This is a genomic window from Actinoplanes sp. KI2 (assembly GCF_025630775.1).
GTDB lineage: Bacteria > Actinomycetota > Actinomycetes > Mycobacteriales > Micromonosporaceae > Actinoplanes.
In genome coordinates, this window is the sequence record NZ_JAOSZE010000027.1 from 97,874 (window position 1) to 121,577 (window position 23,704).

Here is a 23,704-nt window from a genome sequence, read left to right on the forward strand (position 1 = left end):
CATGCACCTGGCCCACTACCTCGGCCTGCTGCACCGCGCCCAGGACACCCTGGCGAACGCGTTGCGGGAGGTCGGCGCCGCGCACGCCGACGAGGCCGACGTCGCCCACCTCTGCGACCAGCAGGCCGGCCAGTGCGACCGGCGCGCCGCCGCGCTGCGCCCGTTCGCCGACCGGTACGCCGAGGACGCCCCCGACGAGCCGGAACGGCTGCACTCCGAACTGTTCCGCGGCGCCCGCACCGGCGGCCTCGGCCTGCTCCGCGACCTGCAGGACCTCTACCTGATGGCCGCCGAGTGCGACATCTGCTGGACCCTGGTCCGCCAGGCCGCCGAGGCCGTGCGCGACACCGACCTGGTCGACCTCGTCGACGAGGCCGCCGCGGCCACGACCGTCCAGCAGGCCTGGCTGCGTACCCGGATGAAGCAGGCCGCACCCCAGGCCCTGGTGGTCGCCGAATGACCGAGGCGGAGCCGCTAGGCGGGCTCGGTGTGGGGCTGAGGATGGAACAGGCGGATCTGTTCGATGCCGCTTCCGGACATCCGCATCAACCACAGCACGCCCGGCGGGCAATGCCCCGGATCCCCTGGCGGGCTGTGCAGGTCGCACTCCAGGATGGTCACTCGCCGGCCGGCGGTCACCGCGGTCAGCCGCTGGCTCACGCCGGCCCGCAGGTCGCTCTCCATGATGTGGACGAGCAGGTCGTGCCCGTACGCCTCCTGACCCTGCGGGCCGATCAACCGCAGGTCCGGCACCGCCAGCGCGGCCAACGCCCGGCGAAAGCCGCCGCGCGGCGCGGCGGCCAGCAGATCCTCGGCTTCGCGGCGGCGCCGGGCCGCCCACGCCGCGGAATCCGCAGCCGGCCGCTCGGCCAGCAGCCGGCCGGTGAGCCGGCGGCGCGCCTCGTGCAGCCGGCTGCGGACGGTGCCCACCGGTACGTCGCACGCGGCCGCGATCTGCTCGTACGAGTGGGCCTCGGTGAAATATCGCAACAGCACCGCGACCTGCAATGGCTCCGACAGGGAGTCGATCGCCGACCACACCCAGTCACGCAGCGCGTTCTCCTCGATCGTCTGCTCCGGTGAGGCCGACCGGGCCGGCAGGGCGTCGAGGTCGCCCCACCCGACCTCGCGATGCCGGCGCAGCCGGGCACGGCACTCGTTCCGGGTCACCGCCCGCAGCCACGGGCCGGCCGCCGCCGGGTCGCGCAGGTCGCCGATCCGGCGCACGGCCACCAGCATGGCGTCCTGCACCGCGTCCTCGGCGTCCGGACCCCAGCCGAGCAGGCTGACCGCCACAGCCCGCATCGCCGCCCGGTGCCGCTCCAGCAGCAGGCCGAGAGCGGCCGGCTCACCGCCGCGGGCCGCGGCCACGAGCTCGCCGTCGTCCACGACCACATTCTCGAGCCGGACCTCGAACTTTCCAACGAGCCCGAGCATCGGGTAACCGACACGCCCGCCGACCCGGCGGGGCGGACGATCGGAGGACCCGATGCGAATGATCGTGGACGGCGTCAGTCTCTACTTCGACGTCGAGGGCGCGCAGTTGGCGGTGGATGGCGCCCGGCTGGCCGAACGGCCGACCGTCGTCGTGTTGCACGGCGGCCCCGGCTTCGACCAGGGCTATCTGCGGCCCGGACTGGGAGCGCTCAGCGCGTACGCTCAACTGATCTTCATCGATCTGCGAGGACAGGGCCGTTCGGGGCGGCCGCCGGTGGAGACCTGCACGCTGGAACGGATGGCCGACGACGTGGCCGGCCTCTGCGACGGGCTCGGCATCGCCCGACCGGTGGTGTTCGGTCACTCCGGCGGCGGGTTCGTGGCGCTGCACCTGGCGTTGCGCCACCCCGGCGTGGCAGGCGGCCTGATTCTCTGCGACACCACCGCGACGCTGCGGCCGCTCACCGACGACGACCCACCGCCCAGCCTGGCGGAACGGACCTCGCCCGAGACGGCCGCACTCGCCGCGCGGATGTTCGGTGGGGACTTCTCCGCGGGGACGATGCGCGCCTTCGCGGAACACGTTGCGCCCGCGTACGCCGGGCCGGGGCACATGGACGTCCCCGGCCGGTTGTTCCCGCTCAGCAGCTTCGCCGGGGAGGTCGCCCAGCACTTCTTCGGCACTCTCGCCCCGGACTACGACCTGCGGCCCGGCCTCGCCCGGATCGGCGTGCCCACGCTGGTCGTCGTCGGCCGGTACGACTGGGTGTGCCCGCCGGCCGGCAGCCGCGTCCTGGCCGCCGGCATCCCGGACGCCGAGTTGGTCGAGTTCGCGGAGTCCGGGCACTTCCCGTTCACCGAGGAGCCGGCGGCGTTCCGGGCCGCCGTCGGTAGGTTTCTCATGAGCAATCCGGCGTTTGCCGGTGCGCGGCTCGGGTACGCGGCCGGCGCGGGAGGATGCGAATGACCGACGAACGGCAACTGCGGTCCGGGAAATCGATCTGCTGACGGCCGTCGGGCCGGTTGCCGCTGCGCGGGCGCGCTCGGCCCGGTGGCGGCTGACCGCGGTCTGCGCGGCATGGGGCCTGTTCTGGGGCGCCTGGAGCGGGCTCATCCCGGCGGTGCAGCAGCGCGTCGGCGTCACCGCCGGAACGCTGGGCCTGCTGCTGACCTTCGTCGCGGTCGGCGCGATTCCGGCCATGGCACTCACCGGCCGGCTTGCCCGCGGCCGCGAGCCCGCCGCGCTGGCGGCCGGCACGATGGCGTTCGGCGTGACGATCGCGGCGCTGGCCGCGGCGTCCTCGCCGGTCCTGCTCGGCCTCTGCCTGGTCGCGGTCGGCATGACCAGCGGCATGCTGGACGTGTGCCTGAGCCTGGCGATCGCCCGGGCCGAGCGGTCCACCGGTGCGCGGCTGTTCCAGCCGGTGCACGCGGCGTTCCCGCTGCTGGTGGTCGTCGCGGCACCGCTGGCCGGGCTGACCCGGCAACTCGGCGTGCCGCTGCCGGTCCTCCTGCTGATCGTCGGGCTCCTGGTGGCCGGCGTCGGGGCGCTGGCGCCGGCCGGGCTGAACCTCGCCCACCCGACCGGCGGCGACGACCGGGCCGAGCGGGCGGCCCGCCACCGGAGGCGTCTGCGGTGGGTGGGTATCGGCGTCGGAGCGCTGGGCGCCTGCATGCTGATCATGGAGAACGCGGTGGAGCAGTGGTCCGCCCTGCTGCTCGAGGACTACCGGCACGCCTCGCCCTTGCTGGCAAGCTCGGCGCCGGCGGTCTACTACCTGGCGCTCTCGCTGGGCCGATTGGCCGCGCAGGCCGTGCCGCGCCTTCGGACCAGGGGCATCCTGGCTTTCGGCGCGGTCGGCGGCGGGGTGGGCATCGTGGTCGCCGGGATCGCGCCGCACGCGCCGCTCGGCCTGGCCGCGTTCGCGCTCACCGGGTTCGCGTTCGGGCCGGTGATACCCGCGCTGCTCAGCTACGCCGCGACCCGCGACAGCGACGGCGCGGTGGTCGCCACGGCCACGACCACGTCCTACTCCGGCTTCGTCGCAAGCCCCCTGGTGGTGGCCGGGCTGAGCGCGCTGGCGACGCTGCCGCTCGCCATCGCCGCCCTCGGGACGCTGGCCCTCCCGCTGCTGATCGTCGCGTTCGCCGGGCGTTTCGCCGAGAGCCGGCCGGCTGGGTAGAGCGGCGTGCTGTCGACATCGGAGCGTACGAGTTTGACCGGACGCGGGAGGGGGCACGAAGCATTCGTCCGCCGCAGGGGATGTGAACCGTTGCCCGATCTCGACGATCCGAACGCCGACGACCTGCTCGCTCAGCCGGTCACCGCCGGCGGCGACCCGCAGACGCCGGGCCCGTCCGCGCCGAGCGTCTCCACCGCCGTCCCGCCGCGGTGTCCGACCCGGACGCGGCTGTACCGCGCCGGCAGACTGCTCGAGGAAGGGTTCCCGGCCGAGCAGATGAGCGAACGGCTCGCGGCCGACCCCGCCGCGGTCGTCTGGCTCGACCTGTACGACCCCACCCAGGCCGATCTCGGCATCGTCACGCACGAGTTCGGGTTGCACCCGCTCGCCGTCGAGGACGCCATCAGCGCCCACCAGCGTCCCAAGGTCGACCGCTACCGCACGCACCTGTTCGCCAACCTGTACGCCGTCGCGGCGAGCCGGGACCCGCACGGGTTGACCACCGGTGAGATCAGCATGTTCATCACGCCGCGCGCGTTGGTCACCGTACGCAAGGACGACTTCGACATCGACGCGCTGATCGCCCGGTGGGACCTCAACACCGACCTGATCACCGCCGACAACCAGATCAGCATCCTGGTGTACGGCCTGCTCGACGCCGTCGTAGACGGACACTACCTGGCCGTCGAGCGGCTCGACGACGCCATCGACGAGGTGCAGACCAACCTGTTCCGGCAGCGCACGGCCATCGACATCCGCCGCCGGGCGTATGAGCTGGGCGCCGACCTGGCCGCGCTGCGCCGGGTCGTCGGGCCGATGCAGGAGGTGGTCGGCCGGCTGATGCGCACCGACAGTCATCTGGTCGACGCCGAGCTGGGGGCGTACTACCAGGACGTCCACGATCACACGCTGCGCACCAGCGAGACCGTGGACGCGGCGAGCGACCGGGTCGACCGGATCGCCGCCACCCAGCTCAACGAGCAGAGCGCCCAGCTCAACGAGATCACCAAGAAGCTGGCGGCGTGGGCCGCCATCATCGCCGTGCCGACGGCGGTCACCGGCTTCTACGGCCAGAACGTGCCGTATCCGGGATTCGGCCACCACACCGGCTTTCTCGTCAGCACCGTCGTGATGGTCGTCCTCGCCGGCGGCCTCTACTTCTACCTGCGCCGCAACGGGTGGCTCTGACCCCGCCGCGTGCCGAGGCTGAGCGCGAACTCCCGGACGGGCTCGGACCAGGCCCGTGGGTCCGGCCAGCAGAACGTGTGCGGTCCGGGCACGTCGACGTGGCTGCCTGCGGCAGCGAGGGTGGCCAAGCGCCGCGTCCATCGGCGCGTGCTGAGTGCGTCCTCGCGGCCGCGAACTACCAGCGTGGGTACGGGCAGGGCCGCGACCGCCGAGGTGAGGTCGTAGCCGCGGTGTTCGTGCAGCACGTGCCGGAGCCGCCGGAGGCCGGCCCGTTTGCGCTCGCGGCGGTTGACTCGCTCGAGCCCGCTCGGCTCCCGGGTCAGATCGAGCGCCCAACGCGTGAGGACGCCGGGCAGGGTTCGCCAGGCGGGGTCGAAGACCGGCGAGCCCAGCACGACGGCGGCCACGTCGTCGCGGCTCGGCGCGGTGGCGGTGGCGACCTGGGTGCCGCTGGAGTGCCCGGCGAGAATGACCCGGCCGGGCCCGTGCCGGTCGAGCCAGTCGCCGAGCGCGGCGGCGAACTCGGCGACGCTCAGCTCGTGCGGCGGGTCGCCGCTGCCACCGCAGCCGGGCAGGTCGATCAGGTGGGCCCGGGTCCAGCCGGACATTGCCGCGAGGCTGGGCAGCAGGTAGTCGCAGGCGGTCATCCCGTGCACCAGGATCACCTCGGGGACGCCGGCGCGCGGGGCACCGGCGCTGCGGCTGCGGATCCGGCCCAGCACCCCGTCGTGCTGCCGGGTCTCGACCTCGGTCATGAACAGAGCGGTACCCGGATTCGGCTGCGCCGATACCGGGAATCCGAAGGGAATGAAGCTGCCACCCGAGGTCGCCGGGTTCGACTCGGCGTCGGCGATGGTCGTCGCGCTCGCCCGGTTCCTGCACGGGAGGGACACGCCGCCGCTCGGCAAGCCGCTGTTCCGTGCGCTACGGCCGGTCGCCGCGGTGGCGTCCCGGCTGCCCCCGCCGGCGCAGGAGACGCTGTACAGCGTCTTCAGCGGTGCGGAGGGTCGCCGGCCGGACGAGATCGGCCGGCTGGACATGGATGCGGTCTCCGCGGGGATCGCCGGGGCCTATCCACGGCGGCGGTATCCGGCCGTCGTGATCGGGTCGTCGGGTGGGGCGCTGGTGCACCTGTGCGCCGCCCTCGGGGTGCCGTGGTTGCCGCAGACCTTGCTGTTGCCGGTACGGCAACGGGGTTTGCCGCCGGACGAACCGCGACGGGCCGCAGCAGCGCTCGCCGGCACCGCCCGAGCCTTCCTGGACCGCAACCCGGATCACGTGCTGCACCACATGCACGACCCCAACCAGGATCGGCTCACCCTGCGGCGGATCGCCTACTTCCGGGTCAAGCGGCGCACGCTCGGGCCGGCCTACGAGCGGTTCCTGGCCGAACGCCTCGAACCGGGCGGGCTGATCGTCGTGGCTGAATGCGGCAAACGATGGCCGGTGACGCGGTTGGGGGAGCGGCATCTGTTCCAGTTCGGCGCGGTCGGCGGGATGTCACCGGCGCAGTACCGCGAGGGCGGCGACGAGTTGGTCGCTTACCTGCATCGGTACGGTGTCGACCGGACCCGGTGGGACGCGCCGGAGCCGGACGGCGACGCGCCCGAGGCGGAGTGGGGCTTCGAGCCGGCGCTGGGCGAGGACGTCGCCGGCTTCGCCGAGCGGCACGGTTTCCGGGTGCACCGGCTCACGTTCGATGAACCCGAGGACCTCAGCCCGCCGGTCGCCGACCTGTACCGGGACTGGTACCCGCCGGCGAGGGCTGCCCGGCAACCGGCTGTTCGTGGACTCGTTCATGCTGCTCGATCCGTGGTGGACGCTGCGGGCGGGTGTGGTGCCCTACTGGAGCGTCTTTCCGGTGCAGCCGTCCCTGGAGAAGCTGCACCGATATTTGGACGGGGTCGAGGCCTACGACCATCTGCAGGTGGCGCTGTTCTGCCACGGGGTCGCGTCGGTCGGCATCGCCACCGCCGCGCAGTGGCGTGAGCTGCTGCACCGGGCCAAGGCGAGCGGCGAGTTCGCCGGCGTATCGCCACGCCGCTATCCGCGGGACTTCGGTTCGTTCTTCTTCCAGCACGCTCTGCGCCGGATCGAGCCACGCCGGCCGATGCCCGAACCGTTGCCGCTCGGGGACTTCCTGAGCGCGGCCGACCAGAGGAACTCGCGCCGGTAGAGGTGCCTGACTTCCAACAGGTTCACGGGGGCGCTTGGCGAGGGTCGGCGTCGGTTCCGATGGTGAGATCGTCGCCGGCTGCGGGTGATGGTTGAGTGCAAGCCGGCCGTTGCCGACGGTCACGTATGGCTCGGGCTCGGGCGGCGGCTTGCGCCGCCAGGTCGTGAGCCACTGCGACCCGGTGTTGGGTGTGCCGGCCGTACAACTGCCGGTGACCCGGGTGGCCGCGGCCGCTCTCGCTGGAGCAGATCGCCGCGGCGGCCGGTACGAGTGGGCGGACGTTGTAGTCGGCGTTTCGCCGCTACCTGCAGACCACGCCGATGGAGTATCTGCGCCGGGTCCGGCTCGATCGGGCCGCGTAACAGTTGCGCGCGGCCGACCCGGCCGGCGTCACCGTGGCCGAGGTGGCGCGCCGGTGGGGCTGGGCCAGCGCCAGCGGATCCGCCGCCGGCTGACGGCATCGCACCTACGCCGGCCTCATCAGTACCCGGTCAGAAAGCTAAAGTGGGGCGCTCCCTTCCTGTTCGCCTAGGGCCACCGGGGGTGCCGTGTCCAACCACGCACCGGCTGGCTACGTGTCCCTTCTGCCGACTGGTGGTCCGGCTTTACTCAGGAGACCTGCCGTGCGACAAAGGCTCAATCTGATTCTGCTCGGCGTGCGCGATGTGGCCGCGTCTGTCGCGTTCTATGAGGCGCTGGGCTGGCGGAAGGCAGCAGCGGGTTCGGACGAGTTCGCACTGTTCGAGCTGGGTGGGGTCGCGGTGGCCGTTCAGTCCCGGGCGGCGTTCGCGGCAGACGCCGGTCTGCCGGACCGTGGACCGGGCGGTTTCGCCGGTTTCGCGCTTGCGTATGTGGCTCGCAGTGCCGATGAGGTGTATCAAGTCATGACCAAGGCTGCGGAGCTGGGCGCCACCGTCACACGCTCGGCGAGCCCCAACCCATGGGGTCACAGCGGCTATTTCACCGACGCGGACGGTCACCTGTTCGAGGTGCTGTACGAGGACGGCTGGATCTTCGACGCAAACGATGACCTGGTGCTCTGACGACCGTGGCCAGACCAGCCGCGGCGACGACCGCCGCTATTGGCGTCGTGTACTACCCGTCCGGACATCGGCGGGCCTGCTCGCGGCGTTCCCGGGCGGCGAACTCTTCCGCATGGGCGGCGGCCGCCAGATGCTCTACGGCGCGTTCCGGCTGATCGGCAGCCATCTGCCGCCGGACCGCCGCCACCCGCTCCTCGGTGGCCACAATGGCGCGAGCGAGTCTGGCCGCCTCGTTCCGTAGCCTCGCCGCCCGGTTGATCTGGGCAGCCGCGTTGGGATCGTCGTCCGCCATGTATCCCGACTGCCCCGCGTGGGCCAACCGAAACCGGCTGCCGACTCGGAACACCCACCTGATCAACCTCAGCCGCCCGGCGGCCGTCGCGGACCTCGACTGAAAAGGGCGGTACCCGAACCGTTGCCCGTCGCGGACGTCCGGAGCGCGGCCGATCAGAGGAACTCGCGCCGATAGAGGTCGATGAGTTCCCGGTAGTGCGGGCCGATGTTCGACACGTACACCTCGTCGAAGCCCGCGGCCTCGTACTTCTTCAGCTGCTCGGCGTGCCCGGCCGGGTCGGGGCCGCAGGGCAGTGCCTGCCGGGTCATCTCCGGGGTGACCAGCTGCGCGGCCTGCTCGAAGTGTTTCGGCGAGGGCAGCACCTGGGACAGTTCGCCGGGGATGCCGGAGGTGCCCCAGAGCCGGTGGGCGATCTCGACGCCCCGGTCCTCGTCCGGCGCCCAGCAGCCCTTGAAGCCGCCCTGCACGGTCTTGCCGTCGCCGCCGCGCCGGCGGAACTCGGCGACCAGGTCCCCGTCGGGGAAGGTGGAGATGTAGCCGTCGCCGATGCGGGCCGCGACCTCGATCGCCTTCGGGCCGAACGCGGACACGTACACCGGCGGTGGTTGCGCCGGCCGGGTGTAGATCTTCGCCTGGTCGACGGTGTAGTGCTTGCCGTGGTGGGTGACGTAGTCGCCCGCCCAGAGCTTGCGCAGCACGTCGACGGCCTCCTCGAGCATCTCGAGGCGTTCCTCGGCGAACGGCCAGCGGTCACCGAGGATGTGCTCGTTGAGCGCCTCGCCGGTGCCCACGCCGAGCACGAACCGGCCGGAGTGCAAGACCGCGCTGGTGGCCGCGGCCTGGGCGGTCACGGCCGGGTGGATCCGCATGATCGGGCAGGTCACCGCGGTGGTCACCGGAATCGTGACGGCCTGGGCGAGCGCGCCGATCATCGACCAGACGAACGGGCTCTGCCCCTGGGCGTCATTCCACGGATGGTAGTGGTCGGAGATCCACAAGCCGTGGAACCCGGCGTCCTGCGCCAGGCGCGCCTGCTCGATCAGCTGGGCCGGGGTGAACTCCTCGCTGGAGAGGAAATATCCGATGCGCATGCCCGACGGTTACCCCGCATTCGAGGGTTAACGCCTCCGGCGGCGGGCATCCGTAAAGCCATGATTGCCGTGTTGGACGGGCCGGCCGGCCACGAGCGGGATTGGCGGCTGATCGGCCGGAGCGCCGGGAGCGCCGACCTGCTGGCGAGGATCGTCGCCGGCGAGAAAACTCCCACCTTGCGGCTGGCCGTCCGGCGGCTCGTCGAAGGCGACGGGCACCTGGTGGTCGACGGGAGCGGGGACGGGCACTTCCGCTGGCGGTTCGTCAGCACGGAGGGTGTTCTTCTCGCCGAGTCGCCGCCGGTGTATCGCGACGAGCAGGCCTGCCGGGACGGGTTCGCCACCACCCAGCAGGCGGCGCAGCTGGTCTGACCGGTCAGCCGGGTTCGCCGTCGCTGACCTGTTCGTCCTCCTCCTCGTCGTCCTCGTCGATCCAGTTGTGCCGGTACCACGGGATGGCGGCCCAGAACGCGAGGAAGAAGAGGGCGGTCGCGCCGCCCAGCAGCAGGGCCATCGGGCGCGACAGCAGGTAGTCGACGATGAGGAAGACGCTGCTGACCATGGAGATCAGCAGGAAGGCGAGGCCGCCGGTGGCCATCCGATGGGCGTAGCGGACCAGCTCGGGCTTGCGGCCCTGGCGGAACAGCGCCCGGTGGAACGCGACCGGCGAGATGATCATCGCGGTGGAGGCCGCGGCGGCGAGCAGCGCGACGATGTAGACGTCTTTCTGGAACGCCGTGGTGCGGGGGAAACCGTTGCTGAACGGCAGGGTCAGCAGGAAGGCGAACAGGATCTGGATGCCGGTCTGCGCCACGCGTAGCTCTTGCAGCAGGTCACCGAAGTTCCGGTCCCAGCGGTGCTTCTCGTCCTCGTGGCGGATGTGGCGCTTCTCGGACGTCATGACCTCCCGGAATGCCCCACCTGGCGATCATCGAAACGGCCAGGTCAAAGCTCGCCTGGATGCGGCCTCTCAGTAGGGGTCGCCGGTTCCGGGCAGCCGGCCGTGGGCCAGGCCCGCGAATCGGCCGGGCAGGTCGGGATCGCCGGACAGCGGCGGGCTCGGCGCGTGCGCCCGATCGGCCATCCCGGCGACCAGTTCGCGCAGCGCCGACACCGCGTCCGTCCGGGGTGTCCAGCCCAGTTCCCGCTCCGCCCGATCGCAGGACATCAGCGGCGCCGCCAGCGCCAGGTGCACCCAGCCGGCGTCCACCGGCTGCAGGCGCAGCCACCAGCTGAGCGCGGCGCCGCCGAGCAGCGCCGCCGAGGGCAGCGTCAGCGGCACGCCGTGGAAGACGCTCGCCGCGACCCGCGCGTCGAGCACGGGTCCGGCCGCCAGGTTGAACGGTCCCCGCACCTCGCTTCGCAGGATTTTCGTGTACGCCTCGGCCACGTCGTCGGCGTGCACCGCCTGCAGCCGCAGTCGCCGGTGCGCGGGGACGACCGGTATCCGCTGAAAGCGCAGCAGCCGGGCGGGCAGCAGCGGTCCGGCGAAGTACCGCCCGATCTCGGTGCCGGCCGCCCGCTGGAAGATCAGCCCGGGCCGAACCCGCACCACCCGCAGCTCCGGCCGGTCCGCCTCGACCTCGTCCAGCATCCGCTCGACGAGTGCCTTGTGCCGGCTGTACGACGACTCCCGGACCCCGAGGCGCGGGTGGCACTCGGCGACGAACCGGTCCTTGGGCCCGGGGGAGTAAACCCCGACCGACGAGGCCTGCACCAGCGCGCCGACGCGGGCGGTCACCGCGGCCCGGGCCACCTCGCGACCGCCGAGCACGTTGGTCCGGTACAGCCGCCGCGGGTCGTGACTGGGCTGGATCTGCCAGGCCAGGTTGACCACGGCGTCCGCACCGCGGAAGACCCCCGCGAGCCGGTCGGCGGCCCCCTCCGCGGCGACGTCCACCGCGTGCCATTCGGCGTTGCGATACACACCCACCCACTCGGGCGGCCGGCGAGCCACCCCGACGATCTCGACATCGGCCTCGGACCGCAGGCGGCGCAGCAGGGCCGTGCCGGCGTTCCCGGATGCTCCGACGATCACTACTCGCATGCCGGCCGCATACCCCGGTCCGGAGAGTTCACGCCGGGTAGGTTCGCGGTCAGCCCTCGACGCCGGTGGCGGTGTGTGCGGTACCGACCGGCTTCGACTGGGGAGAGCCGCGTTGGCGCAGGTAGATGGAGAGGATCGCCATCGAGGCCACGGCGAGCAGCTCGGACTGCCAGTTCTGCAGGGTGCGGTTCCAGAAGTCGGGGGCGCGCAGGTACTGCGCCCAGCTGATCGGGTCTTCCAGGTCGGCGAGTTGGCGTTCGTTGTAGGCGGCCACGCCGGCGATCGACTGGGCCAGCCAGCAGGCCACGAAGATCAGGCCCATGGTCAGGCCGAGGGAGTTGCCGAACAGCCACAGGCGGATGCCGCGGGCGCGGGCCCAGGCCGGGGAGTCGTCGTCGGCGTACGGGCCGATCTTCTGTTTTTGATCGGATTCGAGGCCCTCTTCGCCGACCGGTTTGGACTCGGGGGAGCCGCGTTGGACGAGCCAGACGGTCAGGAAGATGTAGAGGAAGAACTGCAAGTACTCGGACTGCCAGTTCTCGGCGACGTCGACGGCGAAGCTCGCGGAGGTCACGTAGCGGGCCAGCGAGATCGGCTCGAGGCCGTCGGTGAGTTGTTGCTGGTTGAAGTCGGCGTGCCCGGAGAGCGCCTGCCCGACGAGCACGATCAGGAACAGCAGGCCGAAGACCAGGCCGAGGGAGTGGTCGCGTAGTCGTCTCATCGGTGCAGCGCCCCGATCGTGATCACGTAGCCGAGCCCGACGGTGATCGCCACCAGCAACAGCACGAACAGCCAGCGCACCCGGCTCACCGCCCCGACACCGTGCAGTCGTACGGCCGGTCCTGCTCCTGCGGCCGGCAGCCGGCCGCCACGACCCGCCAGCCGCCGGGGAAGGTGGCCAGGAAGATCGTGTCGTGGTCGAGCCGGACCTTCGCCCATTGCCCGTACACCTGGGTGTCCTGCTCGGCGCCGGGCGCGGGCAGGTTCTCCTTCAGCACCCCGTCGGCGCAGGTCGCTTCCTGCTCCTGCGCCACGGCTTTCGCGGTCTGCGGTGCCAGCAGCGCGCAGGCCTGCTCGCCGTCGTGGTCGGCGACCGCCCGCAGCATGGCCACCGCCGCCGCGGTGGCCGCCGCCCGGCGGCCGCCGTCGCCACAGGCGGCCACGGCGGCCAGTAGCGCGGGCAGCACGAGAATCGGGATGAGGCGTCGCACGTCCCAAGATTCCCCCGATTCGGCGCCTTCTAAGCACGCCACCCGAGCCGGTCAGTCGGGTGGGGCCGGCATCGGGGTCGCGGCCAGCGCCCGGGCGACGGTGGCGAGGTTGGCGGCCATCGCCCGGCCGGTCTTGGCGGCCCAGTCGTGGCCCCGCTGGTCGTCCAGATAGTTCGGGCCGGCGCCGGGGCCGAGGTGCCAGTACGTCCAGGCCTGGCCGGGAACGGTGAAGCCGATGTCGCCGAGCGCGCCGGCGATCTCGCTGATCACGTGGTGGGCGCCGTCCTCGTTGCCGGTGTTCACCACCCCGGCGACCTTGTCGTACGCGACGGGCCGGCCCTGCCGGTCGGTCTCGGAGATCATCGCGTCCATCCGCTCGATCACCCGCTGGGCGACCGAGGAGGGCCGGCCCACCCAGGTCGGCGTCGCGATGATCAGGATCTCGGCGGCCAGGATCTGCCGCCGGATGCCGGGCCAGGCGTCGCCGTCGCCCATGTCGCTCTCGACGCCGGGCTTGATGTCGTGGTCGACGGCCCGGACCCAGTCCACGGTCACGCCGTCCTTCTCCAGCGCGTCCGCGACCACCTGGGCGAGGGCCTCGGTGTTGGACGGCTCGGGGGACGGCTTGAGGGTGCAGTTGACAATCACGGCTCGCATGGCAGCCCGGGTGCCCCGGATTCCTCCCCTCAATCGGTTGCGTTTCGGTAGTTCGTGTCCGGGTGGGCGAAGCGGTGGCGGTGCGCTTCCCGAACAGGCTGTCGCGCCGAGAGACGGCGCTTGGGCTTGTGGGGAGTTCTGCGTGCTGCTTGCGCCGCTTCGGGAGCGCAACTACCGGCTGTGGGCCGGCGCCGACCTGGTGTCGACCGCCGGCACCTGGATGCAGGTGCTGGGCCTGAACTGGGTCATCCTGGCGACCACCGGCTCGGCCGCGACGATGGGCGCGGTCGTGATGCTCCAGTCGCTGCCGGTGTTGCTGCTGGGCAGCTGGGGCGGCGCGCTGGCCGACCGGCTGCCCGCCCGCCCGGCGCTCATCGGCTGCCAGGCGATCCGTGCGGCGCTGGCGTTCGCCCTGCTCGCGAACACGAGCCACGCGCTGATCGTGGCGGTCGCGCTGACCTCCGGGGTGATCAGCGCGTTCGAGGGTCCGATGCTCGGCCGTTTCGGCGCGGCGCTGGTGCCCCGGGGGGCGCTCGGCTCGGCGCTGGCCCTGGGGTCGGTGCTCAGCTCGGCCGGCCGGATCGGCGGCATGGCCCTGGGCGGCGTGCTGGTCGGCGTCACCGGCCCCGCCGTGCTCTTCCTCATCAACGGCATCTCCTACCTCGGCGTGATCGCCGCCCTGGCCGCGATGCGCACCGGCGAGCTGCGCCTGCTGCCGCGGGCGGCGGCCGGCGAGGGCGGCGTCGTGGCCGGTCTGCGGTACGTCCTGGGCCGGCCGGTCGTGCTCGTCGTGCTGGCGATGGCGTTCGTGCTCGGCTCACTGGGCCGCAACTACCAGGTCAGCATGGCCGCGATGGCGTCCGGGCCGCTGCACGGCGGGTCCGGCACGTACGGGCTGCTGTCCACGGTCTTCGCGGTCGGCGCGGTGGCCGGCGGGCTGCTGCTGGCCGGCAGCGGCCGGTCGACGCTGCCCGTGCTGGTCGTGACCGGGGTGGCGATCAGTGTCCTGCAGTTCTGCGCCGGGTTCGCCCCCTCCGTTCTGGGCTTCGCCGCGCTGCTGCTGCCGATCGCGGCCGGTGCGGTCGTCTTCGACACGGTCGTCGCCACGCGGGTTCAGCTCGACACCCGCGAGGACATGCGCGGCCGCGTGCTGGCGACGATGGGCATCGTGTCGTCACTGTCCGGCATCGTGGGCGCGCCCGCGGTGGGGTGGCTCGCGGACACGCTCGGCGCCCGCGGCGGCCTCGTCGTGTGCGGGGCGGTCACGACGGCCGCGGCGATCTGCGGCGCGGTGGGCCTCGCCCGGACCACCGGTGTGCCCCTGCCGGGCTTGCGGCGGCCCGCCGAGCAGCCCGCCTGAGCCATTTGCGAGGCGCGATCGTGTAGCTGAACTGCTTGATCCGCGGCTCACCGAATTCCAGCGTCGCCACTGACCAGCATGTACGAGCTGTGCGTGCGGCTCGTGCGCGGCCTTGTATCGGGCGTTCCTGGGCGGGTGACAACCCGTCTCTTGACTAGTAGTCATGCCGTACGGGAAGCTGTCTTCGCGTCGGAGGTAGGCGCGGAAGGAGGAACCATGACCAGCAGTGTTTCCTCCGGTGTCGCGCCTCCGCGGCCGACGCATTGCGAAGGAGAGGCATGACCGACGTTCTCAGGCAGACGGAGACGGGCCGCGAAATCGCCCGCGAAAACCGACAGCAAGGCCTGGAGCAGGGCCTGGAGCAGGGTCGTGTCGACGGAATGCGGGCGCTCCTACGGGCGACCTACGGCGACCTTACCGACCTGGACGACCTCGCCCGGCGACTGGCCGGTCGCGACCACGACGGAAACATCGCACGGATCGTCGCCGGTGCCACCTTGGCGGAGTTGCGTTCCTGAGCTGTGCGTCTGGGCTGGGTGAGATGCTCACGGCCCGCGTTGATCGGCGGCTACCAGCCGGTGGGCGGCGCGGACAGGTGGACGACCTTCGTCGCCGTCATCTCGTCGAGCAGTTCCGGGCCGTACCCGAACCCCTGCCCGCTGCCGCGACGCGGATGCGCGGCGCCACCCGGCGCCCCGCCGAAGACCGCGTTGACCTTGACCGTGCCGACCGGCAGCGAGCGCCAGGCCCGCTGTGCGTGGCTCATCGACCGGGTCAGCACCGTCGCGGCCAGCCCGTAGGGCGAGTCCGCGGCCCGGCCCAGCGCCTCCTCGAAGGAGTCGACCTCGGCCACCGGTGCGACCGGCCCGAAGGTCTCCTTCCGCATGACCGCCATGTCGTCGGTGCACTCGGCCAGCACGGTCGGCGGATACCAGGCTCCCGGTCCGGCCGGCGCCGATCCGCCGCGCAGCACAGTCGCGCCCGCCTTGACCGCCAGCTGGACCTGTTCGTCGACGGTGTCCCGCAGCCGCCGGTCGACCAGCGGCCCGATCCGGGACCGCCACCGGGCGGCCTCGTCGGCCAGCGCCTCGAGGAACGGCTCCGCCAGCGCCCGGTGTGCATAGATCCGCTCGACCGACACGCAGATCTGCCCCGCGTTGGCGAACGCACCGAGCGCGGCCTGCGTGGCGGCCCACCGCGGGTCCACCCCGGCGTCGATGATCAGGGGATCGCTGCCGCCGTTCTCCAGCAGCGCCTTCGCGCCGGTACGGGCGCACGCCGCGGCGATGGCGCGGCCGGTCGTGGTGGCTCCCACGTGCGCGACGACGTCGACCGTCGAGGCGGCCAGCGCGGCGCCGACCGGGCCGTCGCCGTTGACCAGGTTGAGCACGCCGTCGGGAAGGTGCGGGGCGAGCAGCTGGACCAGCCGCCATCCGGTGGCCGGGGTGCGCTCGCTGGGCTTGTGCACGACCGTGTTGCCGGTGACCAGCGCCGCGCCGAGCAGGCCGCAGGCGACCGCGACGGGGTCGTTCCAGGGCGTGATCACCGCGACGACGCCGCGCGGCTCGACGGCCATCAGGTCGGTCGCGGCAGCGTCGCCGGCCAGCGCCCGGCCGCGGTGGACCGGGCCGAGCTCGGCGTACTGCCGCAGCGTGCCGACCCCCGCCGCGATCGAGTCGCGTGCCTCGCCGGCCGGCTTGCCCATCTCGGCCGACATGATCTCGGCCAGCTCGCCGGCGCCGGCCTCGACCGCGGCGGCGGCAGCGTGCAGCGTCGCGCCCCGTTCCGCGGCCGCGGTCGCCGCCCAGCCGGGAGCGGCGGCACGCGCGGCGCGGACCGCCAGCGCGACGTCCTCGGGGGAGGAGCAGGGGAGGCGGGTGACCGGCGAGTCGTCCCGCGGATTCACGACGATCAGGTCCCGGCCGGCGCCGCCGGAGCTCCACGTGCCGGCGACGAGCTGTGCGGTCTCGAGCATGGCGGGCGCTTGCCCCGCAGCATGCAATGTAAACATCTGTGCAGCTCAGTAAAGTGCCGAAGAATTCCGGGAGAAGTCGATGATCGAGCGGATAAGTCGGTGATCGAGGGGTACCCGCCGCGCCATGCGTGTTCTGGGAATCAATGCGATCTTCCACGACCCGGCCGCGGCACTGGTCGTGGACGGCCGCGTGGTGGCGGCCGCGGAGGAGGAGCGGTTCAGCCGGCGCAAGCACGGCAAGCGGCCGGTGCCGTTCGCGGCGTGGGAACTGCCTGAGCTTTCGGCCGCGTGGTGCCTGCGCGCGGGTGACCTGTCGCCCGGTGATGTCGATGCGGTTGCATACTCCTTCGATCCCGGCCTCTGCCGGGATCTCACCGAGCTGGGCGTGACCGATCCGTCGGACCATCTGCGGGTCGACTATGCCCGCCGGGCGCCGCAGTTCCTCGCCAACGCGCTGCCGGGTCTGGATCCGGACCGGGTGCGGTTCGTGCCGCATCACGTCGCGCATGCCGCGTCGGCCGGGCTGTCGGTGCCCGAGGACAACGCGGTGCTGGTGCTGGACGGGCGTGGCGAGGTGGCCAGTCATCTGGCCGGGGTCTACCGCGCCGGCGACCTGAGCACGCTGCGCACGCAGGAGCTGCCGCACTCGCTCGGCCTGCTCTACGAGGACCTGACCCGGCATCTGGGGTTCCAGCACTCGAGCGACGAGTACAAGGTGATGGCGCTCGCGTCGTACGGCAGCCCGCGGTTCCTGGATCTTTTCCGAGACCTGGTGTACGCGACCGGGGACGGCGGTTTCCGGGTCGAGCGCATCGACTGGCACGCGCTCACCAAGGCGCGCCCGGCCGACGGCGAACTCACCGAGGCGCACGCCGACCTGGCCGCGAGCGTGCAGACGCGGCTCGAAGAGGTGCTGCTCGACCTGGTCCGGTGGACGTTCGACGCGGCCGGCGGCCCGAAGACGCTCACCATGGCCGGTGGCACCGCGCTGAACTGCGTGGCCAACGCCCGGATCGCCGCGGAGGGCCCGTTCGAGCGGGTCTGGGTGCAGCCCGCGGCCGGTGATTCCGGGACCGCGCTCGGCGCCGCGCTCGCCTTCGGCCGTACGCCGAGCGTGTTCACCACCGCGGCGCTCGGTCGCGGGTGGAGCGACGACGAGCTCGAGGCCGAGTTGCGCCGGGCCGCCCTGCCGTACGAGCGGCCGGCGTCGATCGCCGCCGAGGCCGCGAAGGTGCTGGCCGGCAACGGGATCGTCGCCTGGTATCAGGGGCGGTCCGAGTACGGGCCGCGCGCGCTCGGGCACCGCTCGCTGCTCGCCCACCCCGGCGACGCGGACACCCAGCGGCGGATGAACGACGTGAAGGGCCGCGAGCAGTTCCGGCCCATCGCGCCGATGGTGCGGGCCGAACGGTTCGGCGAGATCTTCGACGGGGTCTGCCCGAGCCCGTACATGCTGTTCGTGCACCGGGTACGTCCCGAGTGGCGCGATCGGATACCCGCGGTGACCCATGTGGACGGCACCGCCCGGGTGCAGACCGTGCATCCGGACACCGAGCCGCTGGTCGCCGCGATGCTGGCCGAGTTCGACCGGCTCACCGGCCTGCCCGTCGTCGTCAACACCTCGCTGAACACGGCCGGGCGGCCGATGGTCGACACTCCGCGCGAGGCGATGGAGCTGTTCGGTTCGGCCCCGGTCGACCTGCTCGCGATGGGGCCGTTCGCCGTGCACCGCAGGCAGGCGTTCGGCGCATGAGCTGCACGGTGGTGGTTCCCACGCTCGGCCGCCCCAGCCTCGGCCGGCTGCTGGCCGCGCTGGCCGGCCCGGCGGAGGTGCTGGTGGTGGACGATCGGCGCGACCGCTCGCAGCCGCTGCCCGTTCCCGCAGGGGTGACCGTGGTGCCCGGTCCGGCTCGGGGCCCGGCCGCCGCGCGCAACGTGGGCTGGCGGGCCGCGGCCACCGAGTGGGTCGCGTTCCTCGACGACGACGTGCTGCCCGATCCGGGCTGGCTCGACCGGCTGGCCGAAGACCTGGCTGCCGCGCCCGCGCAGGTCGGTGGCGTGCAGGGCGAGCTGCGGGTGCCGCTGCCGGCCGGCCGCCGGCCCACCGACTGGGAGCGGGTCACCGCCGGTCTCGCGACCGGCAAGTGGATCACCGCGGACATGGCCTACCGCCGCGGCGCGCTGGCGCGCGCCGGCGGCTTCGACGAGCGTCTGCCGCGAGCCTTCCGGGAGGACGCCGAGCTGGCATTTCGCGTACGCCGAGCCGGCTGGGCCCTGACCCGGGGCGCGCGGCGGGTCACCCATCCGGTGCGGCCCGAGGGTCCGTGGGTCAGCCTGCGCACGCAGCGCGGCAACGCCGACGACGCGCTGCTGCGCCGCCTTTACGGTCCTCAGTGGAGATCCGAGCTGGGGGTGCCGCCCGGCCGCCGTCGCCGGCACGCCGCGATCGTCGCGGCCGGCTCCTCCGCGCTGGCGTGCGGCCTCGCGGCCGTCGTCTCGGGCCGCCGCGACCGGCGTCGCCGCAGCTGGGGTCGCCGAGACCGGGGTCGCCGCGACTGGGCCGGCGCGGCCGTGCTCGCGGCGGCGGCCTGGGCGGCCGGCACCGCCGAGTTCGCCGCCGCCCGCATCCGGCCCGGCCCGCGCGACCCCCGCGAGGTGGCCGCCATGCTCGCCACGAGCGTGGCGATCCCGCCCGTCGCGGTCGCCCACTGGCTGCGCGGCTGGTGGCGCTGGCGCGGCGCCCGGCCCCTCCCGATCGAAGGTCCGGCTCGGGAACCCGTGGAGTCGCGCAGATGAGCCGCCTTTTCGATGCCGTCCTCTTCGACCGGGACGGCACGCTGATCGTCGATGTTCCGTACAACGGCGACCCGGCCGAGGTCGTCCCCATGCCCGGCGCCCGCGAGGCTCTGGACCGGCTGCGGGCCGCCGGCCTGCGCCTCGGCGTCGTCACCAACCAGTCCGGACTGGCTCGCGGCCACTTCACCCGGGAGCAGCTCGGCGCGGTCAACCGCCGGGTGACCGAGCTGCTCGGCCCGTTCGACACCTGGCAGGTCTGCCCGCACGACGACAGCGCCGCCTGCGCATGCCGCAAACCCGCGCCCGGCCTGATCGCGGCGGCCGCCGCGGCCCTGGGCACGACCCCGGGACGCTGCGTGGTGGTCGGCGACATCGGCCGGGACATGACGGCCGCGGCGGCGGCGGGCGCGGCCGGCATTCTCGTCCCGACGCCGGTGACCCGGGCGGTGGAGGTGGCCGCCGCGCCGGCGGTCGCCGACGGCATCGCCGCCGCGGCCGACACCATCCTGCGGAGGGAGGAGCACGTCACACCGGCGACCCGGGCCGGACGGGCCGGGACCGTGCTGGTGGTGCGCTCCGACTCGGCCGGCGACGTGCTGGTGACCGGGCCGGCGATCCGGGCGGTCGCGGCCGGGGCCGACCGGGTGGTCCTGCTGTGCGGCCCACGCGGCCGGGCGGCGGCCGAGCTGCTGCCGGGCGTCGACGAGATCATCGAGTGGCGGCTGCCGTGGATCGACCCCGATCCCGGCCCGATCGACCCGGCGGACACCGCGGGACTCGCCGCCCGGCTGCGGGCCACCGGCGCCCGGGAGGCGGTCGTCTTCACGTCGTTCCACCAGTCGGCGCTGCCGCTCGCCCTGCTGCTGCGGCTGGCCGGATTCACCCGGATCACGGCGATCAGCGAGGACTACCCCGGCTCGCTGCTGGACGTCCGTCATCGCGTACCGGACGACGTGCCGGAACCGGAACGGGCCCGCAGCGTGGCCGCGGCCGCGGGGTTCGGCCTGCCGGCGGCGGACGACGGCCGCCTGCGGGTCGCCGTCGGGCGCGAGCGGCCCGGCGGCTACGTGGTCGTCCATCCCGGCACCGCCGCCCCCGCCCGCGCCTGCCCACCCGAGACCCTGCGGCGCATCGTCGGCGCGCTCGCCCAGGCCGGCCACGACGTCCTGGTGACCGCGGGCCCCGGCGAGGAAATGCCGGCCGCGCAGGTGGCCGGACACGCGGCGAGCTGGACGGCGCCCGGTTCGCTGCGTGACCTGGCCGGGCTGCTGGCCGGTGCCTCCTGCCTGATCGCCGGCAACACCGGCCCGGCGCACCTGGCCGCCGCGGTAGGAACCCCGGTAGTCAGCCTCTACGCGCCGACCGTCCCGTTCGGACGCTGGGGCCCCTATCGGGTACCGGCCGTGCGGCTGGGCGTGCCCGACGCCGCCTGCCGGGACACCAGGGCCACCGAGTGCCCGGTCCCGGGCCATCCCTGTCTGTCCGGCATCGACCCGGCCGAGGTGCTGCACGCCGTACGCGTGCTGGGAGCCCGGCCGAACGCCCAGCGTGAGGTTGCCGCATGAATGTCCTGCTCTGGCATGTGCACGGCTCCTGGACGACCGCGTTCGTCCAGGGCAAGCACCGCTACCTGATCCCGGTCAACGCGGCCCGCGACGAGTGGGGCCGCGGCCGGGCACGCACCTATGACTGGCCGCCCACAGTGGAGGAGCTGCCGCCCGCCGCGATCCGGGACGCCGACGTGGCGATCGTGCAGCGGGTGGAGGAGCTCGCGCTGGTGCCGCCGGGTATCCCGATCATCTACGTGGAGCACAACACCCCGCGCGGTGACGTGCCATGCACCCGGCACCCGCTGGCCGACCGGGACGACGTGCTGATCGTCCACGTGACCCACTTCAACCAGCTGTTCTGGGACTGCGGGGACACCCGGACCACGGTCGTCGAGCACGGCATCGTCGAGCCGAAGGCCCGCTGGACCGGCGAGCTGCGGCGGCTCGCCGTGGTCACCAACGAGCCGGTCCGGCGCGGCCGGGTCACCGGCACCGACCTGTACGAGCGGTTCACCCCGGTGGCGCCGCTCGACGTGTTCGGCATGGGCGTGGCCGGGCTGGCCGGCGACCGGATCGCCACCTTCGAGGACCCGCCGCAGCGGGCGATGCACGCCGAGGTGGCGCGGCGCGGCGCGTACCTGCACCTGACCCGCTGGACCTCGCTCGGGCTGAGCCTGATCGAGGCGATGCAGATGGGCATGCCGGTGATCGGCCTGGCCACCACCGAGGCGGTCGAGGCGGTCCCGCTGGATGCCGGCCTGCTCTCCACCGACGTGAGCCTGCTCGCCGAGGCCACGCGCTGGCTGCTCGACGAGCCGGACGCGGCGCGGCGCCTCGGCGACCGGGGGCGGCAGGTGGCCCTGACCCGATATGGCCTGGACCGGTTCCTCGCGGACTGGGACCGGCTGCTGGAGGAGGAGACATGCGGATCGCGATGATCTCGGAGCACGCCAGCCCGCTCGCCACCCTCGGGGGCGTCGACGCGGGCGGTCAGAACATCCACGTGGCGCAGTTGTCGGCCGCGCTCGCCGCGGACGGGCACGACGTGCGCGTCTACACCCGCCGAGATAGCACCGACCTGCCGGAGGTGGTGCCGCTGGGGGACGGCGTCGAGGTCGTGCACGTGCCGGCCGGGCCGCCTGCGGCGCTGCCGAAGGACGAGCTGCTGCCGCACATGGGCGCGTTCGGCCGCCGGCTGGCGGCGGACTGGCGGCGGACCTGGAAGCCGGACGTCGCGCACGCGCACTTCTGGATGAGCGGGCTGGCCACGGTCACCGCCTCCGGCGAGCTCGGCGTGCCGGTGCTGCAGACCTTCCATGCGCTCGGTTCGGTGAAGCGCCGCCACCAGGGTGCCGCGGACACCAGCCCGCCACAGCGGATCGCGTACGAACGGGCGCTCGGCCGGGCCGTCGACCGGGTCGTGGTGCAGTGCCACGACGAGATCGGCGAGCTGCTCCGGATGGGGGTGCCGCGATCCCGGATGGCGCTGGTCCCGTCCGGGGTCAACACCGCCGCCTTCCGCCCGGACGGGCCGGCCGTGCCGCGCCGGGCCGGCTATCACCGGATCTTGACGGTGGCCCGGCTGGTCGAGCGCAAGGGCGTCGAGGACCTGATCCGGGCGCTGCCGAGGGTGCCGGCGGCCGAGCTGGTCGTCGTGGGCGGCCCGCCGGGCGGCGAGCTCGCCGCCGACCCGTACGCGCGCCGGCTGAGCGCCCTCGCGAGCGACTGCGCCGTCGGGGATCGGGTCCGGCTGGTCGGCGCCGTGCCCGCGCACGAGATGCCGGCCTGGTACCGCTCGGCCGACCTGCTGGCCGCGACCCCGTGGTACGAGCCGTTCGGGCTGACTGTGCTGGAGGCGATGGCCTGCGGTGTGCCGGTGGTCGCCTCGGCGGTCGGCGGTCTGGTCGACACCGTGGTCGACGGGGTGACCGGTGAGCTGGTCGCGGCCCGGGACCCGGCTGGGCTGGCCCGCACGCTGCACCGGCTGCTGCATGACGAGACCCGGCGCCTGTCGTACGGCGCCGCGGCGCAGGACCGGGCCGCCGAGGCCTACTCCTGGCCGCGGATCGCCCGCCGGCTGACCGCCGTGTACGAGACGGTCGCCGGCACCCCGGCGGAGGCGGCCGCCTGATGGACCCGCTCGAGGAGCACCTGACCGCGCTCGCCGCGGCCGCCGACCCGTTCCGCACCGTCGGCGCCCGGCTCGCCGACTGGGGTGCCGAGCTCGCGAGACACCTCGGCGGCGGTGGCCGCCTGCTGATCGCCGGTAACGGGGGCAGCGCCGCCGAGGCCCAGCACCTGGCCGCCGAGCTGGTCGGCAAGCTGCGCGAGGACCGCCGGCCGCTGTCCGCGATCGCGCTCACCCCGGACTCCTCGGCGGTGACCGCGATCAGCAACGACTATGGCTACGAGCAGGTCTTCGCCCGGCAGGTGAGCGCGCACGGCCGCCCCGGCGACGTGCTGCTGGTGCTGTCCACCAGCGGGCGCAGCCCCAACCTGCTCGCCGCCGTGCGCGCCGCCCGCGACGGCGGCCTGCGCACCTGGGCGATGACCGGCGCGGGCCCGAGCCCGGTCGGCGACGCGTGCGACGAGGTCCTGCGCTGCCCCTCGCCGAACAGCCAGGTGGTGCAGGAACTGCACCTGCTCGCGGTGCACGTGATGTGCGAACACGTCGATCTCACGCTGCGGAGGATGA

At 73.3% G+C, this 23,704-nt stretch carries 25 protein-coding genes and 1 pseudogene; 16 read left to right on the forward strand and 10 right to left on the reverse strand.

From position 1 onward, the window contains the following. Window position 1 precedes the first annotated feature (1 nt). Complete coding sequence (locus tag ODJ79_RS27630; protein ID WP_263026503.1) at window positions 2-460, forward strand: hypothetical protein; 459 nt, start codon at window positions 2-4, stop codon at window positions 458-460. Window positions 461-474: 14 nt separating this feature from the next. Here the strand turns inward: ODJ79_RS27630 and ODJ79_RS27635 are convergent, their stop codons facing one another. Continuing rightward, a complete protein-coding gene (locus tag ODJ79_RS27635; protein WP_263026504.1) occupies window positions 475-1,437 on the reverse strand; it encodes an RNA polymerase sigma factor in 963 nt (320 codons plus the stop codon). A gap of 52 nt (window positions 1,438-1,489) precedes the next feature. Here ODJ79_RS27635 and ODJ79_RS27640 point away from each other — a divergent pair, with 52 nt between their 5' ends. The 3 genes from ODJ79_RS27640 (at window position 1,490) to ODJ79_RS27650 (ending at window position 4,808) form a co-directional block, all read left to right on the forward strand. Then, window positions 1,490-2,404 carry an alpha/beta fold hydrolase gene (locus ODJ79_RS27640; protein ID WP_263026505.1) on the forward strand — a complete coding sequence of 305 codons (915 nt, stop codon included), beginning with the start codon at window positions 1,490-1,492 and terminating at the stop codon, window positions 2,402-2,404. After that, complete coding sequence (locus tag ODJ79_RS27645; RefSeq protein ID WP_263026506.1) at window positions 2,361-3,620, forward strand: MFS transporter; 1,260 nt, start codon at window positions 2,361-2,363, stop codon at window positions 3,618-3,620. Before ODJ79_RS27640 ends, ODJ79_RS27645 begins: the two co-directional genes overlap by 44 nt. A 90-nt stretch (window positions 3,621-3,710) precedes the next feature. Then, window positions 3,711-4,808, forward strand: a complete 1,098-nt coding sequence (locus tag ODJ79_RS27650) for a magnesium transporter CorA family protein (protein ID WP_263026507.1) — start codon at window positions 3,711-3,713, stop codon at window positions 4,806-4,808. Here ODJ79_RS27650 and ODJ79_RS27655 read toward each other — a convergent pair. Then, complete coding sequence (locus ODJ79_RS27655) at window positions 4,781-5,563, reverse strand: alpha/beta fold hydrolase (RefSeq protein ID WP_263026508.1); 783 nt, start codon at window positions 5,561-5,563, stop codon at window positions 4,781-4,783. The genes ODJ79_RS27650 and ODJ79_RS27655 overlap by 28 nt on opposite strands. 52 nt (window positions 5,564-5,615) lie before the next feature. Between ODJ79_RS27655 and ODJ79_RS27660 the strand changes: the two genes are divergently transcribed. The 3 genes from ODJ79_RS27660 to ODJ79_RS27670 all read left to right on the forward strand — a co-directional run bounded on the left by ODJ79_RS27660 (window position 5,616) and on the right by ODJ79_RS27670 (window position 8,027). Further along, complete coding sequence (locus ODJ79_RS27660) at window positions 5,616-6,797, forward strand: hypothetical protein (protein ID WP_263026509.1); 1,182 nt, start codon at window positions 5,616-5,618, stop codon at window positions 6,795-6,797. Further along, window positions 6,736-6,984 (forward strand): hypothetical protein, encoded by a 249-nt coding sequence (locus tag ODJ79_RS27665; protein WP_263026510.1) that lies wholly within the window; start codon window positions 6,736-6,738, stop codon window positions 6,982-6,984. The genes ODJ79_RS27660 and ODJ79_RS27665 overlap by 62 nt, the downstream gene beginning before the upstream one ends. Window positions 6,985-7,607: 623 nt before the next feature. Further along, window positions 7,608-8,027 carry a VOC family protein gene (locus tag ODJ79_RS27670; RefSeq protein WP_263026511.1) on the forward strand — a complete coding sequence of 140 codons (420 nt, stop codon included), beginning with the start codon at window positions 7,608-7,610 and terminating at the stop codon, window positions 8,025-8,027. A 52-nt stretch (window positions 8,028-8,079) separates the two neighbouring features. Here the strand turns inward: ODJ79_RS27670 and ODJ79_RS27675 are convergent, their stop codons facing one another. Together ODJ79_RS27675 and ODJ79_RS27680 are read right to left on the reverse strand one after the other, a co-directional pair. Further along, on the reverse strand, window positions 8,080-8,319 hold the full coding sequence (locus ODJ79_RS27675; protein WP_263026512.1) for a hypothetical protein: 240 nt from the start codon (window positions 8,317-8,319) through the stop codon (window positions 8,080-8,082). 155 nt (window positions 8,320-8,474) lie between these two features. Beyond that, complete coding sequence (locus ODJ79_RS27680) at window positions 8,475-9,413, reverse strand: TIGR03557 family F420-dependent LLM class oxidoreductase (RefSeq protein WP_263026513.1); 939 nt, start codon at window positions 9,411-9,413, stop codon at window positions 8,475-8,477. Between the two features lie 60 nt (window positions 9,414-9,473). On the opposite strand from ODJ79_RS27680, the gene ODJ79_RS27685 reads away from it, so the two are divergent. Beyond that, window positions 9,474-9,785 carry a hypothetical protein gene (locus ODJ79_RS27685; RefSeq protein WP_263026514.1) on the forward strand — a complete coding sequence of 104 codons (312 nt, stop codon included), beginning with the start codon at window positions 9,474-9,476 and terminating at the stop codon, window positions 9,783-9,785. Between the two features lie 4 nt (window positions 9,786-9,789). On the opposite strand, the gene ODJ79_RS27690 is transcribed toward ODJ79_RS27685, so the two are convergent. The 5 genes from ODJ79_RS27690 to ODJ79_RS27710 form a co-directional block, all read right to left on the reverse strand. Beyond that, complete coding sequence (locus ODJ79_RS27690) at window positions 9,790-10,314, reverse strand: DUF6328 family protein (RefSeq protein ID WP_263026515.1); 525 nt, start codon at window positions 10,312-10,314, stop codon at window positions 9,790-9,792. Between the two features lie 69 nt (window positions 10,315-10,383). Then, window positions 10,384-11,460 carry an NAD-dependent epimerase/dehydratase family protein gene (locus ODJ79_RS27695; protein ID WP_263026516.1) on the reverse strand — a complete coding sequence of 359 codons (1,077 nt, stop codon included), beginning with the start codon at window positions 11,458-11,460 and terminating at the stop codon, window positions 10,384-10,386. A gap of 49 nt (window positions 11,461-11,509) precedes the next feature. Then, on the reverse strand, window positions 11,510-12,181 hold the full coding sequence (locus tag ODJ79_RS27700) for a DUF6766 family protein (protein ID WP_263026517.1): 672 nt from the start codon (window positions 12,179-12,181) through the stop codon (window positions 11,510-11,512). 85 nt (window positions 12,182-12,266) lie between these two features. Next, window positions 12,267-12,671 carry a hypothetical protein gene (locus ODJ79_RS27705; protein ID WP_263026518.1) on the reverse strand — a complete coding sequence of 135 codons (405 nt, stop codon included), beginning with the start codon at window positions 12,669-12,671 and terminating at the stop codon, window positions 12,267-12,269. Window positions 12,672-12,722: 51 nt separating this feature from the next. Next, a complete protein-coding gene (locus ODJ79_RS27710) occupies window positions 12,723-13,328 on the reverse strand; it encodes a flavodoxin family protein (protein ID WP_263026519.1) in 606 nt (201 codons plus the stop codon). A gap of 142 nt (window positions 13,329-13,470) precedes the next feature. On the opposite strand from ODJ79_RS27710, the gene ODJ79_RS27715 reads away from it, so the two are divergent. Together ODJ79_RS27715 and ODJ79_RS27720 are read left to right on the forward strand one after the other, a co-directional pair. Next, window positions 13,471-14,688 carry an MFS transporter gene (locus ODJ79_RS27715; RefSeq protein ID WP_263026520.1) on the forward strand — a complete coding sequence of 406 codons (1,218 nt, stop codon included), beginning with the start codon at window positions 13,471-13,473 and terminating at the stop codon, window positions 14,686-14,688. A 278-nt stretch (window positions 14,689-14,966) separates the two neighbouring features. Beyond that, complete coding sequence (locus ODJ79_RS27720; RefSeq protein ID WP_263026521.1) at window positions 14,967-15,206, forward strand: hypothetical protein; 240 nt, start codon at window positions 14,967-14,969, stop codon at window positions 15,204-15,206. Window positions 15,207-15,256: 50 nt separating this feature from the next. Here ODJ79_RS27720 and ODJ79_RS27725 read toward each other — a convergent pair whose 3' ends face one another. After that, window positions 15,257-16,663 (reverse strand): aldehyde dehydrogenase family protein, encoded by a 1,407-nt coding sequence (locus ODJ79_RS27725; protein WP_263026522.1) that lies wholly within the window; start codon window positions 16,661-16,663, stop codon window positions 15,257-15,259. 124 nt (window positions 16,664-16,787) lie between these two features. Between ODJ79_RS27725 and ODJ79_RS27730 the strand changes: the two genes are divergently transcribed. From ODJ79_RS27730 to ODJ79_RS27755, 6 genes and pseudogenes are all read left to right on the forward strand, one after another. After that, a complete protein-coding gene (locus ODJ79_RS27730) occupies window positions 16,788-18,416 on the forward strand; it encodes a carbamoyltransferase (protein WP_263026523.1) in 1,629 nt (542 codons plus the stop codon). Further along, a complete protein-coding gene (locus tag ODJ79_RS27735; protein WP_263026524.1) occupies window positions 18,413-19,459 on the forward strand; it encodes a glycosyltransferase family 2 protein in 1,047 nt (348 codons plus the stop codon). Before ODJ79_RS27730 ends, ODJ79_RS27735 begins: the two co-directional genes overlap by 4 nt. Next, window positions 19,456-21,024: an HAD-IIIA family hydrolase gene (locus ODJ79_RS27740; RefSeq protein WP_263026525.1), complete on the forward strand. Its 1,569-nt coding sequence runs from the start codon at window positions 19,456-19,458 to the stop codon at window positions 21,022-21,024. The genes ODJ79_RS27735 and ODJ79_RS27740 overlap by 4 nt, the downstream gene beginning before the upstream one ends. Beyond that, window positions 21,021-21,947, forward strand: coding sequence for a glycosyltransferase (locus tag ODJ79_RS27745; protein ID WP_263026526.1), 927 nt, complete (start codon window positions 21,021-21,023; stop codon window positions 21,945-21,947). The genes ODJ79_RS27740 and ODJ79_RS27745 overlap by 4 nt, the downstream gene beginning before the upstream one ends. After that, window positions 21,932-23,140, forward strand: coding sequence for a glycosyltransferase (locus ODJ79_RS27750; protein WP_263026527.1), 1,209 nt, complete (start codon window positions 21,932-21,934; stop codon window positions 23,138-23,140). The genes ODJ79_RS27745 and ODJ79_RS27750 overlap by 16 nt, the downstream gene beginning before the upstream one ends. Next, window positions 23,140-23,694 (forward strand): annotated as a pseudogene (locus ODJ79_RS27755) (SIS domain-containing protein); the annotation flags it as partial. The gene ODJ79_RS27750 and the pseudogene ODJ79_RS27755, both read left to right, overlap by 1 nt. Between the last annotated feature and the right edge of the window lie 10 nt (window positions 23,695-23,704).